The 14,091-nt window shown below is 68.9% G+C and carries 17 protein-coding genes; 15 read left to right on the forward strand and 2 right to left on the reverse strand.

What is annotated here, in order from left to right:
* Positions 1-71 precede the first annotated feature (71 nt).
* The 15 genes from AC1DZA_RS04870 to AC1DZA_RS04940 all read left to right on the forward strand — a co-directional run bounded on the left by AC1DZA_RS04870 (position 72) and on the right by AC1DZA_RS04940 (position 12,903).
* Positions 72-983 (forward strand): ATP-binding cassette domain-containing protein, encoded by a 912-nt coding sequence (locus AC1DZA_RS04870; protein WP_476771920.1) that lies wholly within the window; start codon positions 72-74, stop codon positions 981-983.
* A 5-nt stretch (positions 984-988) separates the two neighbouring features.
* Positions 989-1,825 carry an ABC transporter permease gene (locus AC1DZA_RS04875; RefSeq protein ID WP_476771921.1) on the forward strand — a complete coding sequence of 279 codons (837 nt, stop codon included), beginning with the start codon at positions 989-991 and terminating at the stop codon, positions 1,823-1,825.
* 136 nt (positions 1,826-1,961) lie between these two features.
* Positions 1,962-2,771 (forward strand): L-threonylcarbamoyladenylate synthase, encoded by an 810-nt coding sequence (locus tag AC1DZA_RS04880; protein ID WP_476771922.1) that lies wholly within the window; start codon positions 1,962-1,964, stop codon positions 2,769-2,771.
* Complete coding sequence (locus AC1DZA_RS04885) at positions 2,768-4,057, forward strand: MraY family glycosyltransferase (protein WP_476761135.1); 1,290 nt, start codon at positions 2,768-2,770, stop codon at positions 4,055-4,057. The genes AC1DZA_RS04880 and AC1DZA_RS04885 overlap by 4 nt, the downstream gene beginning before the upstream one ends.
* Positions 4,038-4,517, forward strand: a complete 480-nt coding sequence (locus tag AC1DZA_RS04890) for a hypothetical protein (RefSeq protein WP_476771923.1) — start codon at positions 4,038-4,040, stop codon at positions 4,515-4,517. Before AC1DZA_RS04885 ends, AC1DZA_RS04890 begins: the two co-directional genes overlap by 20 nt.
* Before the next feature lie 180 nt (positions 4,518-4,697).
* Complete coding sequence (gene atpB / locus AC1DZA_RS04895) at positions 4,698-5,477, forward strand: F0F1 ATP synthase subunit A (protein WP_309973007.1); 780 nt, start codon at positions 4,698-4,700, stop codon at positions 5,475-5,477.
* Between the two features lie 45 nt (positions 5,478-5,522).
* Positions 5,523-5,756 carry an ATP synthase F0 subunit C gene (gene atpE, locus AC1DZA_RS04900; protein WP_022888426.1) on the forward strand — a complete coding sequence of 78 codons (234 nt, stop codon included), beginning with the start codon at positions 5,523-5,525 and terminating at the stop codon, positions 5,754-5,756.
* Between the two features lie 44 nt (positions 5,757-5,800).
* On the forward strand, positions 5,801-6,355 hold the full coding sequence (locus AC1DZA_RS04905) for a F0F1 ATP synthase subunit B (RefSeq protein WP_476761138.1): 555 nt from the start codon (positions 5,801-5,803) through the stop codon (positions 6,353-6,355).
* Positions 6,356-6,358: 3 nt separating this feature from the next.
* Positions 6,359-7,153 carry a F0F1 ATP synthase subunit delta gene (locus AC1DZA_RS04910; RefSeq protein WP_476771924.1) on the forward strand — a complete coding sequence of 265 codons (795 nt, stop codon included), beginning with the start codon at positions 6,359-6,361 and terminating at the stop codon, positions 7,151-7,153.
* A 77-nt stretch (positions 7,154-7,230) separates the two neighbouring features.
* The gene (gene atpA, locus AC1DZA_RS04915; RefSeq protein WP_476761132.1) at positions 7,231-8,871 is read left to right on the forward strand and encodes a F0F1 ATP synthase subunit alpha; all 1,641 of its coding nucleotides are present in this window, start codon (positions 7,231-7,233) and stop codon (positions 8,869-8,871) included.
* Between the two features lie 42 nt (positions 8,872-8,913).
* A complete protein-coding gene (locus tag AC1DZA_RS04920) occupies positions 8,914-9,810 on the forward strand; it encodes a F0F1 ATP synthase subunit gamma (RefSeq protein WP_159602194.1) in 897 nt (298 codons plus the stop codon).
* Between the two features lie 21 nt (positions 9,811-9,831).
* On the forward strand, positions 9,832-11,292 hold the full coding sequence (gene atpD / locus AC1DZA_RS04925) for a F0F1 ATP synthase subunit beta (RefSeq protein WP_309972984.1): 1,461 nt from the start codon (positions 9,832-9,834) through the stop codon (positions 11,290-11,292).
* A gap of 2 nt (positions 11,293-11,294) precedes the next feature.
* A complete protein-coding gene (locus AC1DZA_RS04930; protein ID WP_159602190.1) occupies positions 11,295-11,555 on the forward strand; it encodes a F0F1 ATP synthase subunit epsilon in 261 nt (86 codons plus the stop codon).
* A gap of 10 nt (positions 11,556-11,565) precedes the next feature.
* Positions 11,566-12,138: a P-loop nucleotide/nucleoside kinase family protein gene (locus AC1DZA_RS04935; protein WP_309972981.1), complete on the forward strand. Its 573-nt coding sequence runs from the start codon at positions 11,566-11,568 to the stop codon at positions 12,136-12,138.
* On the forward strand, positions 12,139-12,903 hold the full coding sequence (locus AC1DZA_RS04940; RefSeq protein WP_476771925.1) for a YaaA family protein: 765 nt from the start codon (positions 12,139-12,141) through the stop codon (positions 12,901-12,903). It begins immediately after the preceding gene.
* A 6-nt stretch (positions 12,904-12,909) separates the two neighbouring features.
* Here AC1DZA_RS04940 and AC1DZA_RS04945 read toward each other — a convergent pair whose 3' ends face one another.
* Positions 12,910-13,527, reverse strand: coding sequence for a DNA-3-methyladenine glycosylase I (locus tag AC1DZA_RS04945; protein WP_476772010.1), 618 nt, complete (start codon positions 13,525-13,527; stop codon positions 12,910-12,912).
* Positions 13,528-13,532: 5 nt separating this feature from the next.
* Positions 13,533-14,024, reverse strand: a complete 492-nt coding sequence (locus AC1DZA_RS04950) for a methylated-DNA--[protein]-cysteine S-methyltransferase (RefSeq protein ID WP_476771926.1) — start codon at positions 14,022-14,024, stop codon at positions 13,533-13,535.
* Positions 14,025-14,091: the final 67 nt, after the last annotated feature.

A 14,091-nucleotide genomic window follows, 5' to 3' on the forward strand; every position in this document is an offset into this window, starting at 1 on the left:
ACAACAGTGGATTACATACACAGTTTGCGGCATACGCAGACGCCACCGGACACCTACGAAAGGAGCAGCACATGACACTCGCCATCGACGCACGCGCATTGCGCAAGCGCTTCGGTCGCACCGAGGTGCTCGCCGGGCTCGACCTCACGGTCCCCAGCGGCAGCGTGTTCGCCCTGCTCGGGCCGAACGGCGCGGGCAAGACGACCACGATCAACATCCTCACGACGCTCGTTACCCCCGATTCGGGCACTGCCGCGGTCGCGGGCCACGATGTCGTCGCCGACGCCGAGGAGGTGAAGCGCCGCATCAGCCTCACCGGGCAGTCGGCTGCGGTCGACGGCGTCCTCACCGCCACCGAGAACCTCGTCATGATGGGCCGACTCTCGGGTCTGTCGCGCGGCCGGGCGCGGGTCCGGGCGGGCGAGCTCCTCGACCGATTCGACCTCGCGGATGCCGCGGCCCGCCGGGTCGGCACGTACTCCGGCGGCATGCGGCGGCGACTCGACCTGGCCCTGAGCCTCGTCGTCGCGCCGGCCGTGCTCTTCCTGGACGAACCGACGACGGGCCTCGACACCCGCAGCAGGCAGGAGCTGTGGAGCGTCATCCGCTCACTCGCGGGTGCGGGCACCACCGTCTTCCTCACCACGCAGTACCTCGAGGAGGCCGACCGCCTGGCCGACCGCATCGCGGTGCTCGACCGCGGCCGGATCGTCGCCGAGGGCACGCCCGAGGAGCTGAAGGCCCGCATCGGGGGCGATGTCGTCGAGTTGCGCGATGCCGACGGCACGCTGCTGCTCGAACTCCCCACCGACGGCAGCGTGCACGGCCTGCGCGCGGCCCTCGACGAGCTCGACCGCAGCCCCGCGGCGGCCGCCGACGGGGTCGCCGTGTCGATCCGCCGCCCGAGCCTCGACGACGTGTTCCTCGACCTCACCGATCGTGACGCCGCATCGGCGTCTCCCGAGCTCATGGAAGCGAAGTGACCGCGATGACCACCACCAGCACCAGTGCCGCTCCCGGCCGTGCGAGCGGCGCCACCGCATCGTCGGACCTCGTCCGCCCGCGCATCGGCGCCTTCACGGCCGAGTCGACGTTCATCGGCCGCAGCCTCCGGCACTCGATCCGCGACGTCGAGGCGGCGACCATGGCGATCGTCCTGCCGGTCATGCTCATGCTGCTGTTCACGTACATCTTCGGCAACGCCATCGACCCCTCGGGCGGCTACGTCGACTACGTCGTGCCCGGCATCATCCTGCTCTGCGCGGGGTTCGGATCGGCCTCGACCGCCGTCTCGGTCGCGAACGACATGACGACGGGCATCATCGACCGGTTCCGCACGATGCCGCTGCGCAGCGGCGCGGTGCTCACCGGCCACGTCGTCGCCAGCCTCGTCCGCAACCTCGTCGCGACGGCGGTCGTGATCCTCGTGGCGCTGCTCGTGGGCTTCCGGCCGACGGCGACCCCGATCGAGTGGGTCGACGTGTTCGCGCTCGTGACGCTCTGGATCCTCGCGATCACCTACCTGTTCGCGGCGATCGGGCTCGCGGCCTCGACCCCCGAGGCGGCGAGCGGCTACGGCTTCATCCTGCTCTTCCTGCCCTACCTCTCGAGCGCGTTCGTGCCGGTCGACACCATGCCCGCGTGGCTGCAGTGGATCGCCGAGAACCAGCCCATCACGCCCATCATCGAGACCCTCAGGTCGCTGCTCATGGGCACGCCGATGGGCGACTCGGCCTGGTGGGCCGTCGGCTGGTGCGCCGTCATCATCGCCGGCTCCGCCGCGTGGGGCGCGTGGCTGTTCCGCCGCAAGGCAGGGCGTCGCTGAGCGCGACCGCCGAACCGGCGACGGATGCCGCGAGCCGCCCGGTTCGCGGCATCCGTCGCGTCCGCCGACCTCGCGCTCGGGCTCGGGTGCCCGGGCCCCGAGGACGGCAAGCCCGCTGGTCTAGAATCGAGCGGTCATGACTGCCATCTACGACTGTTCGGTCGATTCCCAGCTGCTCACCGGCATGCGCCTCGCGCGCGGCGCCATCGGACGCGGCGAGCTCGTGGTGATCCCCACCGACACGGTCTACGGCGTCGCCGCCGACGCGTTCTCGGCTGCGGCCGTCGCACGCCTCCTCGAGGCGAAGGGACGCGAGCGCACGTCACCGCCGCCCGTGCTGATCCCCGGCATCCCCACGCTGGACGCACTCGCCGCCGAGGTGCCCGAACCGGTGCGCCGGCTCGTCGCCGAGTTCTGGCCCGGCGGACTCACGGTCATCCTGCACGCCCAGCCGTCGCTGCAGTGGGACCTCGGCGAGACCCGCGGCACCGTCGCCCTGCGCATGCCGGCCAACCCGATCGCGCTCGAACTGCTGAGCGAGACCGGCCCGCTCGCCGTGTCGAGCGCCAACCTCTCGGGGCAGCCGTCGGCGACGTCCGCGGCCGACGCCGAGGCGATGCTCGGCGAGTCGGTCACCGTCTACCTCGACGGCGGACCGGCCGGCACGGGGTACGAGGCGATCGGCGAACGGCCCGGCGACACGTCCTCGACGATCGTCGACGCCACCGGGCTCACCGCCGACGGGGGAGTGCTCCGCATCGTGCGCGCCGGCGTGATCTCGCGCGAGCGCATCGCCGCGGTCGTCGGCGACGAGCTGCTCGCGCCCATCGAGGGTGCGGCGCCCGCGGCATCCGTCGCCGCCGAGCGCTCGCCCGAGGCATCCGTCGCCGCCGAGCGCTCGCCCGAGGCATCCGTCGCCGATGAAGCGGATGCCGCCGCCTCATGACCCTCTTCCTCGCGCTCGCCCTCGTGGCCGCGCTCGTCACCTTCGGCGGTTCCGTCCTGGTCTGGAAGCTGAGCCTCAAGTACCGGCTCTACCCGAAGATCCGCGAACGCGACGTGCACACCCGCCCCACCCCGCGCCTCGGCGGCATCGCCATGTTCGTCGGCATCCTCGCCGCGATCGGCGCGGCCGCGTTCGTGTCGTCGCTCGGGTCGACCCGCTTCTCGAACGTGTCGATCATCTTCCAGAATCCCTCGCAGATGCTCGCGATCCTCGGGGCGGCCCTGCTCATCGTGCTCATCGGCGTCGCCGACGACATCTGGGATCTCGACTGGACCACGAAGCTCGCCGGGCAGTTCGTCGCCGCCGGTCTTATCGCCTGGCAGGGCGTCTCGATCGTCTCGCTGCCGATCGGCGGCATCACGGTCGGCTCGTCGTGGATGAGCGCCACCATCACGGTGTTCACGATCGTGCTGGTGATGAACGCGATCAACTTCATCGACGGGCTCGACGGCCTCGTCGCCGGAGTCGCCCTCATCGCCAACGGCGTGTTCTTCCTCTACACCTACCTCCTGGTGCAGAAGACGTCGCCGCTCAACTACTTCAACCTCGCCTCGCTGCTCGCGATCGTGATCGTCGGCGCCTGCATCGGCTTCCTGCCGCTCAACTGGCACCCCGCCAAGCTGTTCATGGGCGACGCCGGGGCGCTGCTCATCGGCCTCCTCATGGCCACCTCGGCGATCTCGGTGACCGGCCAGATCAACCCGGCCGCCGTCGGCATCCAGGACCTCTTCGCCGCGTTCATCCCGATCATCCTGCCGTTCGCGGTGCTCGTCATCCCGCTGCTCGACTTCGGGCTCGCCGTCGTCCGGCGGCTGCGTGCAGGCAAGTCGCCGTTCTCCGCCGACCGGAAGCACCTGCACCACCGGCTGCTCGACATGGGCCACTCGCACCTGAACGCCGTGCTCATCTTCTACGCGTGGACCGCGGTGGTGTCGATCGGATGCCTCCTCACGTACGTGCTGCCCGTCTACCTCGGGACGAGCGCCATGTGGGCGTTCGCCTTCATCGGCGTGGGCTTCGTGGTGTGCGCTGCGATCACCCTGGCGCCACTGGGCCGCCGCAAGCGCCTCACGGTCGCCGCGGAGGCCGAGACCCCCGACCTGCCCGAGGGTGTCGTCTTCGACGAGCTCGAACCCAAGCCCGTCCCCGTGACCGTCCCCGATGAGCCCAGCCGGCCAGCCTCCGGCGACCCCGAACTGGAGCACGATGACCGACGCACGGCCTGAGCCCGCCGACCGCACGCCCACCTCGAACCCGGTGCTTCGCCGCGCCCTCGCGTGGGGCGGTGCGCTCGCGGCGGTCGTGCTGGTGGTGAGCGCCGTCCTCGGGCTGATCTTCGCGGGCACCGAGGGGCTCGTCAGCGCCCTCATCGGCACGCTCATGGCGGTGATCTTCATGGGCATCACGGCGGCCAGCATCCTCCTCGCCAACCGGTACGCCTCCAGCGACGTGTTCGTCGGCGTGTTCTTCGCGATCGTGCTCGGCGGATGGCTGCTGAAGTTCATCGTCTTCATCGTGCTCGTGGTCGTGCTCCGCGACGCGTCCTGGCTCAATCCGGTCGTGCTGTTCCTCAGCCTCGTCGCCGGCGTCATCGCGTCGCTCGTCGTCGACGTGCTCGTCGTCGCGAAGTCCCGCATGCCCTACGCGAGCGACGTGCAGCTGCCGAAGGCACCCACCGACGACTGAGGTCCGCTTGAATTCGTCCGCTCGTAGAAGTTGTTGCTAGAGTATTGACGATCCCCCCGGTTTCCGCTCGGCTTCGGCATGTGCGGAATCCGTTCCATGTTCGTCGACGCGAGAGCCGAGCTCCACGCCCCGAAACAGGAGATAGCGCTGCTAGCTAACGCTCTGAACCTGCTGGTTCCGATGTCCACCGACGATGGTGGCTTCCACGGTCCGTCGATCGAGGAATTCTTCCCGGGGGCACTGCTCTTCGGCGGTACTCCGTTCGAGATCAACCGCATCACGCTCGTGCGCATCGTCGCCGTCGTCGCGCTGCTCCTCGTCTTCTGGCTCGGCACGCGCAAGATGCGTCTCGTGCCCGGCCGTTTCCAGAGCCTCGTCGAGATGGGACTCGACCTCGTTCGCGTGAACATCGCCGACGACCTGCTCGGCAAGAAGGACGGCAAGCGGTTCCTGCCGATCCTCACCACCATCTTCTTCATGGTGCTGTTCATGAACCTCACGGGTGTCATCCCGTTCCTGAACATCGCGGGCACGTCGGTCATCGGCGTGCCGCTGGTCCTCGCGATCGTGGCCTACGCCGCGTTCATCTACGCGGGCGTCAAGAAGAGCCCGAAGAACTTCTTCAAGAACTCGCTCTTCCCTGCCGGCGTGCCGTGGCCGGTGTACATCATCGTGACGCCCATCGAGCTGATCTCGACGTTCATCATCCGCCCGATCACGCTCACCCTCCGACTCATGATGAACATGATCGTCGGGCACCTCCTGCTCGTGCTCTTCTTCTCGGCGACGGCGTTCTTCGTCGTGCAGCTCGGCGGCTGGTACACCCTCCTCGGGGTGGGCAGCCTGGCCTTCGGCTTCGTGTTCACGCTGTTCGAGATCCTCGTCGCCGTCCTGCAGGCCTACGTCTTCGCCCTCCTCACCGCGGTCTACATCCAGCTCGCGGTCGCAGAAGAGCACTGAGCCCGGGCACCCGCCCAGCACATCCCTAGGAAAGGAAAACCCAACGTGGACGCAACTACCGTTCTCGCTGAGATCAACGGCAACATCGCAACGGTCGGTTACGGCCTCGCGGCCATCGGCCCGGCAATCGGCGTGGGCATCGTGGTCGGCAAGACCATCGAGGGCGTCGCCCGCCAGCCCGAGCTCGCCGGCCGCCTCCAGGTGCTGATGTGGATCGGCATCGCCTTCACCGAGGCGCTCGCCTTCATCGGCATCGCCACGTACTTCATCTTCGTCTGATCCCCTTCGCCGCTATCTAGGAGGCCAATGTGCTCCACGCAGTTCTGAGCGCTGCGACCGAGGCTGCCGAGGAGAACATGAGCCCGGTCGTCCCCGAGCCCTATGACATCATCGGGTCGGCGATCTGCTTCGTGATCATCCTCGTCTTCTTCTGGAAGTACGCGCTGCCGCGCGTCCAGAAGATGCTCGACGAGCGCGCCGAAGCCATCGAGGGCAACATCGCCAAGGCCGACGAGGCCCAACGCAAGGCGGAGGCGGCACTCGAGGAGTACACCGCCCAGCTCGCCGACGCACGCACCGAGGCCGGTCGCATCCGCGAGACCGCCCGCGAGGACGGCAAGAAGATCGTCGCCGAGGCGAGGGAGCAGGCTTCCGGAGAAGCGGCCCGCATCACCGCCGGCGCCCAGGCCCAGATCGAGGCGGAGCGCCAGTCGGCGCTCGTCTCGCTGCGGTCCGAGGTCGGCACCCTCGCGATCGACCTCGCGTCCGGCGTCATCGGCGAGAGCCTCTCCGATGACCGCAAGGCGCAGAACGTCGTCGACCGCTTCCTCGCCGATCTCGAGGCGAGCGAGCAGGCGGCTGCCGGAGGGAAGAAGTAACCCATGGGTAGCGCTACGAGAGGGGCCCTCGCCGACATGCGAGCGGCGCTCGCCGAGCTCGGCCGTGCCGAGCTGACGGTCGCCGAGGACCTCCTCGCGGTCGGCCGGGTCGTGGGGGCGTCGTCGCACCTGCGCTCCGCGCTCACCGACAACGAGGCGGATGCCGCGCAGAAGCGCGCCCTGGTCGCGGCGGTCTTCGGCTCGAAGATCAGCCCTGCAGCCGCATCCCTGCTGTCGGCCGCCGCCACCGCGCGGTGGTCGAGCGGAGACGACTTCCTCGCCGGCATCGAGGAGCTGGGCTACCGCGTCGCGGCCGAGTCCGCTCCCGAGGGCGTGCAGATCGACGCCGAGCTCTTCACCGTCGAGCAGGCCGTGGCCTCCGACGACGAGCTCGAGCTGGCCCTCGGCAGCAAGCTGAGCCCGACCGCGTCGAAGACCCAGATCGTCGACCGTCTGCTGGGGGGCAAGGCCGCACCGCAGACCGTCGCCATCGTGCGCCACCTCGTGGAGCAGCCCCGCGGCCGTCGCATCGGCGAGGCGCTGCGCCACGCGGCATCCGTCGTCGCCGACCAGCGCGGATTCGATGTCGCGACGGTCACGACCGCCGTCCCGCTCACGCCCGAGCAGCTCGCCCGGCTCCAGCAGGGCCTCGCCGCCCAGACCGGCCGCCGAGTCCGATTCGACACCATCGTCGACCCCGCCGTGCTCGGTGGAGTCCGCGTGCAGATCGGCGACGACGTCATCGACGGCAGTGTCGCCAGCCGCCTCAGCTCGCTGAGGCAGAAGCTTGCCGGCTGACCGCCGGACGAAACGACCGGCGTCCTGCGCCGCGACAGACCAGTAGCTGTACAACCGGTACAGAAAAGGGAAAGACAATGGCAGAACTCTCCATCAGCCCCGACGAGATCCGTTCGGCTCTCTCGGAGTTCGTCTCGTCGTACGAGCCGGGCACGGCGCAGAAGACCGAGGTCGGATACGTCACCGACGCCGGCGACGGCATCGCGCACGTCGAGGGCCTGCCCTCGGTCATGGCGAATGAGCTCATCCGCTTCGCCGACGGCACGCTCGGCCTCGCGCTCAACCTCGACGAGGACGAGATCGGCGTCGTCGTGCTCGGCGAGTTCACCGGCATCGAGGAGGGCATGGAGGTGACTCGCACGGGCGAGGTCCTTTCGGTCCCCGTCGGCGAGGGCTACCTCGGCCGTGTCGTCGACCCGCTCGGCAACCCGATCGACGGCCTCGGCGAGATCACCGGCATCGAAGGCCGTCGTGCCCTCGAGCTGCAGGCGCCCGGCGTCATGCAGCGCAAGTCGGTGCACGAGCCCCTCCAGACCGGCATCAAGGCCATCGACGCGATGATCCCCGTCGGCCGCGGCCAGCGTCAGCTCATCATCGGCGACCGCCAGACCGGCAAGACGGCCATCGCGATCGACACGATCATCAACCAGAAGGCGAACTGGGACTCGGGCGACCCCAACAAGCAGGTCCGCTGCATCTACGTGGCGATCGGCCAGAAGGGCTCGACCATCGCGGGCGTCAAGGGCGCCCTCGAAGACGCCGGCGCCATGGAGTACACCACCATCGTGGCGGCTCCCGCGTCCGACCCGGCCGGCTTCAAGTACCTGGCGCCGTACACCGGCTCGGCGATCGGCCAGCACTGGATGTACGACTCCAAGCACGTGCTGATCATCTTCGACGACCTGTCGAAGCAGGCTGAGGCCTACCGTGCCGTGTCGCTGCTCCTCCGCCGCCCGCCGGGCCGCGAGGCGTACCCCGGCGACGTCTTCTACCTGCACTCGCGTCTGCTCGAGCGCTGCGCCAAGCTCTCCGACGAGCTCGGTGCCGGATCGATGACCGGCCTGCCGATCATCGAGACGAAGGCGAACGACGTCTCGGCGTACATCCCGACCAACGTGATCTCGATCACCGACGGCCAGATCTTCCTCCAGTCCGACCTCTTCAACGCGAACCAGCGTCCTGCGGTCGACGTGGGCATCTCGGTGTCGCGAGTCGGCGGCGACGCGCAGGTGAAGTCGATCAAGAAGGTCTCGGGCACGCTGAAGCTCGAGCTCGCCCAGTACCGCTCGCTCGAGGCGTTCGCGATGTTCGCGTCCGACCTCGACGCCGCGAGCCGTCGCCAGCTCGCCCGTGGCGCACGCCTCACCGAGCTGCTCAAGCAGCCGCAGTACTCGCCGTACCCCGTCGAGGAGCAGGTCGTCTCGATCTGGGCCGGTACCAACGGCAAGCTCGACGAGGTCCCGGTCGAGGACATCCTGCGCTTCGAGCGCGAGCTGCTCGACTACCTCGGCCGCAACACCGAGGTGCTCTCGACGCTGCGCGACACGAACGTGCTGTCCGACGAGACGGTCGCGACCCTCGAGGCCGAGGTCGACAAGTTCAAGCTCGAGTTCCAGACCGGTGAGGGCAAGCCGCTCGCCTCGGTGGGCAGCGAGCAGTTCGAGGCCATCGCCGCGGAGGACGTCAACCAGGAGAAGATCGTCAAGGCTCGCCGCTAGGCAGCCGGCGACGACGATCGAACCTAGGCATACAGGAGAGAAATGGGAGCGCAACTTCGGGTCTACCGGCAGAAGATCAAGTCTGCCCAGACGACGAAGAAGATCACCAAGGCGATGGAGCTCATCGCCGCCTCGCGCATCCAGAAGGCGCAGGCACGCGTGACGGCTTCGACGCCGTACTCGCGCGCCATCACGCGCGCCGTCTCGGCCGTCGCGACGTACTCGAACGTCGACCACGTGCTCACCACCGAGCCCGAGACGATCGAGCGCGCAGCCGTCGTGATCCTCACGTCCGACCGTGGCCTCGCGGGAGCATTCAACTCGCAGGTGCTGCGCGAGGCGGAGGAGCTCGCCGAGCTGCTCCGCTCGCAGGGCAAGGAGGTCGTGTACTTCCTCGTCGGGCGCAAGGCCGTGGGCTACTTCCAGTTCCGTCGCCGCGCGTCGGAACAGCAGTGGACCGGCAGCTCCGAGAACCCCGAGTTCGAGCTCGCCAAGGAGATCGCCGACGCCGTGCTCGAGGCGTTCCTCCGGGACGCCGCCGACGGCGGTGTCGACGAGATCCACGTCGTCTACAACAAGTTCGTGAGCATGATGACGCAGACCCCCGAGGTCGTGCGCCTGCTGCCGCTCGAGGTCGTCGAGGGTGTCGACGAGCCCGACGCGACCGTGCAGCCGCTCTACGAGTTCGAGCCCGACGTCGAGACCGTGCTCGATGCGCTGCTGCCGGTCTACATCGAGAGCCGCATCTTCAACGCGCTCCTGCAGTCCGCTGCAGCGAAGCACGCGGCCACGCAGAAGGCGATGAAGTCGGCAAGCGACAACGCCGACAAGCTCATCACCGACTACACCCGGCTGGCGAACAACGCGCGCCAGGCCGAGATCACGCAGCAGATCTCCGAGATCGTGGGCGGCGCCGACGCGCTCGTCGCCAAGAAGTAACCCAGAAAAGAGAGAGCCAGAATGACTGACACCGCAACCGCGCCGGTCGCCGAGTCGACCGCCGGCGCCGTCGGCCGCATCGCCCGCGTCACGGGCCCCGTCGTCGACATCGAGTTCCCGCACGACTCGATTCCCGAGATCTACAACGCTCTCCAGACCAAGATCACGGTCGGAGGCGAGACCCTCGTCCTGACCCTCGAGGTCGCCCAGCACCTGGGTGACGACCTCGTCCGCGCCATCGCGCTGAAGCCCACCGACGGGCTCGTGCGCGGCCAGGAGGTGACCGACACCGGCGAGGCGATCTCCGTCCCCGTGGGCGACGTCACCAAGGGCAAGGTGTTCAACGTCATCGGCGAGATCCTCAACGGCGAGCCGGGCGAGCAGGTCGAGATCACCGAGCGCTGGCCGATCCACCGCCGGCCCCCGGCATTCGACCAGCTCGAGTCGAAGACGCAGCTCTTCGAGACCGGCATCAAGTCGATCGACCTCCTCACCCCCTACGTGCAGGGCGGCAAGATCGGCCTCTTCGGTGGTGCGGGCGTCGGCAAGACCGTCCTCATCCAGGAGATGATCCAGCGCGTGGCGCAGGATCACGGTGGCGTCTCCGTGTTCGCCGGTGTCGGCGAGCGCACCCGTGAGGGCAACGACCTCATCCACGAGATGGAGGAGGCGGGCGTCTTCGACAAGACCGCCCTCGTCTTCGGCCAGATGGATGAGCCGCCGGGCACGCGCCTTCGCGTCGCGCTCTCCGCGCTGACCATGGCGGAGTACTTCCGCGACGTGCAGAAGCAGGACGTGCTGCTCTTCATCGACAACATCTTCCGCTTCACGCAGGCGGGCTCCGAGGTGTCGACGCTGCTCGGCCGCATGCCGTCCGCGGTGGGCTACCAGCCGAACCTCGCCGACGAGATGGGCGTCCTGCAGGAGCGCATCACGTCGACGCGCGGCCACTCGATCACCTCGCTCCAGGCGATCTACGTCCCCGCCGACGACTACACCGACCCCGCTCCGGCCACGACGTTCGCGCACCTCGACGCCACGACCGAGCTGTCGCGTGAGATCGCGTCGAAGGGTCTCTACCCGGCCATCGACCCGCTCACCTCGACGTCGCGCATCATGGACCCCCGCTACCTGGGCGAGGACCACTACCGCGTCGCCACCACGGTCAAGCAGATCCTCCAGAAGAACAAGGAGCTCCAGGAGATCATCGCGATCCTCGGTGTCGACGAGCTCTCCGAGGAAGACAAGATCACGGTGTCGCGCGCGCGTCGCATCCAGCAGTTCCTCTCGCAGAACACCTACATGGCGAAGAAGTTCACCGGTGTCGAGGGCTCCACGGTGCCGCTCAAGGACACGATCGAGTCGTTCGACGCGATCGCCCGCGGTGACTTCGACCACGTCGCGGAGCAGGCGTTCTTCAACGTCGGCCCCATCACCGACGTCGAGGAGAACTGGGCCCGCATCCAGAAGGAGAACGGCTGAGCATGGCCGTCCTCAATGTGAGCGTCGTCTCGGCCGACCGGGAGGTCTGGTCGGGCGAGGCGTCCATGGTCATCGCCCGTACGGTCGAAGGCGAGATCGGCATCCTGCCCGGCCACGAGCCCATGCTCGCGATCCTCGCCGGTGGCGAGGTTCGCGTCACCCTCCCGGGTGGCGAGAAGATCACGGCCAACGCGGAGGACGGGTTCCTGTCGGTGCAGTCCGACTCGGTCCAGCTCGTCGCGTCGCGGGCCGAGCTCGCCTGAGGGAGCACGGATGCAGGGGGAGCAGCCGATCGAACGCCAGTTCGGTGACCTGAGCGTCACCCAACTCATCGTCATGGCCGGGCTGCCGGGCGCGGGCAAGTCGACGATCGCCGAGATCGTCGGTGCCCGGCTCGGCGCCACGGTCGTCTCCGTCGACCCCATCGAGTCGGCCATTCTCCGCGCCGGCATCGACGCCGACCAGCCCACCGGGCTCGCGGCGTACCTCGTTGCCGAGGAGATCGCGGAGAAGGAGCTCGACTCCGGACGCACGGTCATCGTCGACGCGGTGAATGCCGCGGAGGCGGCTCGGCTGCAGTGGCGCGACCTCGCTGCCCGCGCCGATGTGCGACTGCGGGTGATCGAGGTCGCCTGCTCCGACGAGGGGGTGCATCGCGCGCGTCTCGAGAAGCGCGAGCGTCGGCTCCCGCACCTCGAGGAGACGACGTGGCGCGCCGTCGAGCAGAGCCTCGAGGGCTACGCTCCGTGGACGGGTCCGTCCTCGGCGCTGCCGCGCGTGACCATCGACAGCGTGCAGTCGCTCGGATCGAACGTCGAGGCGGCGCTCGCCTTCATCGCGTCCTAGATGCGGCTGCTCCTGCCGCCGTCCGAGACGAAACGGGATGGCGGCGACGGTGGCCCGGTCGATCTCGCGGTGCTGGCAGCACCCGAACTGACCGATGCCCGGTTCGCGCTGATGGACGCGGTCGCGACACTCGCCGCGGATCATGACGCCGCCATGCGCGCCTTGAAGCTCGGTCCGCGGCAATCGGCCGAGGTCGAGCGGAACCGTCGGATCCACGTTGCGCCGTCGCTGCCTGCGATCGACCGCTACACGGGGGTGCTGTTCGACGCGCTCGACGCCCCGACGCTGTCGGCCGAGGCGAGGTCGTATGCGGCGCGCACGGTCATGGTGCACTCGGCCTTGTTCGGCCTGGTCGGCGCGCTCGATCCCATTCCCGCCTACCGGCTGTCCCATGACTCGCGTCTCCCCGGCATCCGGCTACGTCAGTTCTGGCGTCCGCTCCTCGAGTCGTCGCTCGCGCAGCAGCACGGGCTGATCGTGGACGTCCGCTCCGAGGGGTACGCGCACCTCGGCCCGGCGCCGGTCCGGGAGGACAGCGTCTTCGTTCGCGTCGTCACGGTCGGAGGCGACGGACGACGTCGCGCCCTCAACCACTTCAACAAGACGGCGAAGGGCGCGTTCACGCGGGCGGTGCTCGAGTCCCGTCCGACGGTGGAATCGGTCGACGAGCTGATCGACTGGGCGCGGACCGCCGGATTCGGGCTCGACGCCGCTGCGGGCGCTGACCCCGCGACCGGCATGCGCGAGCTGGAGCTCCTGGCCTGAGCCTGATCAGGCGACTGTCGTGACGGGCTCCGCGGATGCGTCTCGCGGCATCCTCGCCCGGAAGCACCCCGACACGTGGTCGTCCACCATGCCCGCAGCCTGCATGAGCGCGTACATCGTGGTCGGCCCGACGAACCGGAAGCCGAGCCGGCGGAGCTCCTTGCTCATCGCAACGGACTCGGGCGTCGTGGCGGGAACCTCCGCGAACGACCGCGGCGCCGTGTCGCGAGGCGGGGGAGCGAAGCTCCACAGGAGTTCGTCGAGAGGGACATCCAGGGCGAGGGTGGCCCTGGCGTTCTGGATGGCGGCCTCGATCTTGCCCCGATGGCGGATGATGCGGGCGTCGGTCAGCAGCCGCTCGACGTCGGCCTCGGTCATCGCGGCGACCTGATCGACGTCGAACCCGTGGAAGACCTCGCGGAACGCGGGGCGCCGGCGGAGGATGGTGATCCACGACAGCCCCGCCTGGAACCCCTCGAGGCAGACCTTCTCGTAGAGGCGCACCGGATCGTGCTGTGGCATGCCCCATTCCTCGTCGTGGTACCGGCGGTATTCGGGATCGTTCGCGCCCCAGGCGCAGCGGGGGAGGCCGTCGTCACCGATCACGACGTCGGCGGATGGGATGACGGTCACGCGGCGAAGCCGATGCGTTCGTGTCCGAGCAGCCAGAGCTTGGTCGGGATGCCGTCGCCGCCGGAGTAGCCGGTGATACGTCCGTCGGACGCGAGCACCCGATGGCATCCGACGATGATGGGCACCGGGTTGGCACCGACGGCGCCGCCGATCGCACGGGCCGACCCGGGCTTGCCGACGGCCGTGGCCAGCGCGCCGTACGAGATGGCCTCGCCCCACTGGAGCCGCTCGAGCTCGGCCCAGACGGCGTGCTGGAACGCCGTGCCCGAAAGGCGGACGGGGACGTCGAAGTCGGTGCGCGCGCCGGCGAAGTACTCGAGGAGCTGCGATCGGGCGTCGTCGAGCACCGGATTGGAGCGCTCGGGCTCGCCGTCGTGGGGGAGCGCGCCATCGCGCTCGATGGCGACGCCGGTCAGCGCATCGTCATCGCCGACGAGCTCGATGCGCCCGATGGGGCTGTCGAGACGGGTGAGGTACACGTTGGTCATGGTTCGAGCGTAGCCGCGGCATCCGACATCGACTCGCGGGAATCGGACATCGCGGATCGCGCCCGAC

Source organism: Agromyces sp. P2_B3 (genome assembly GCF_056404815.1).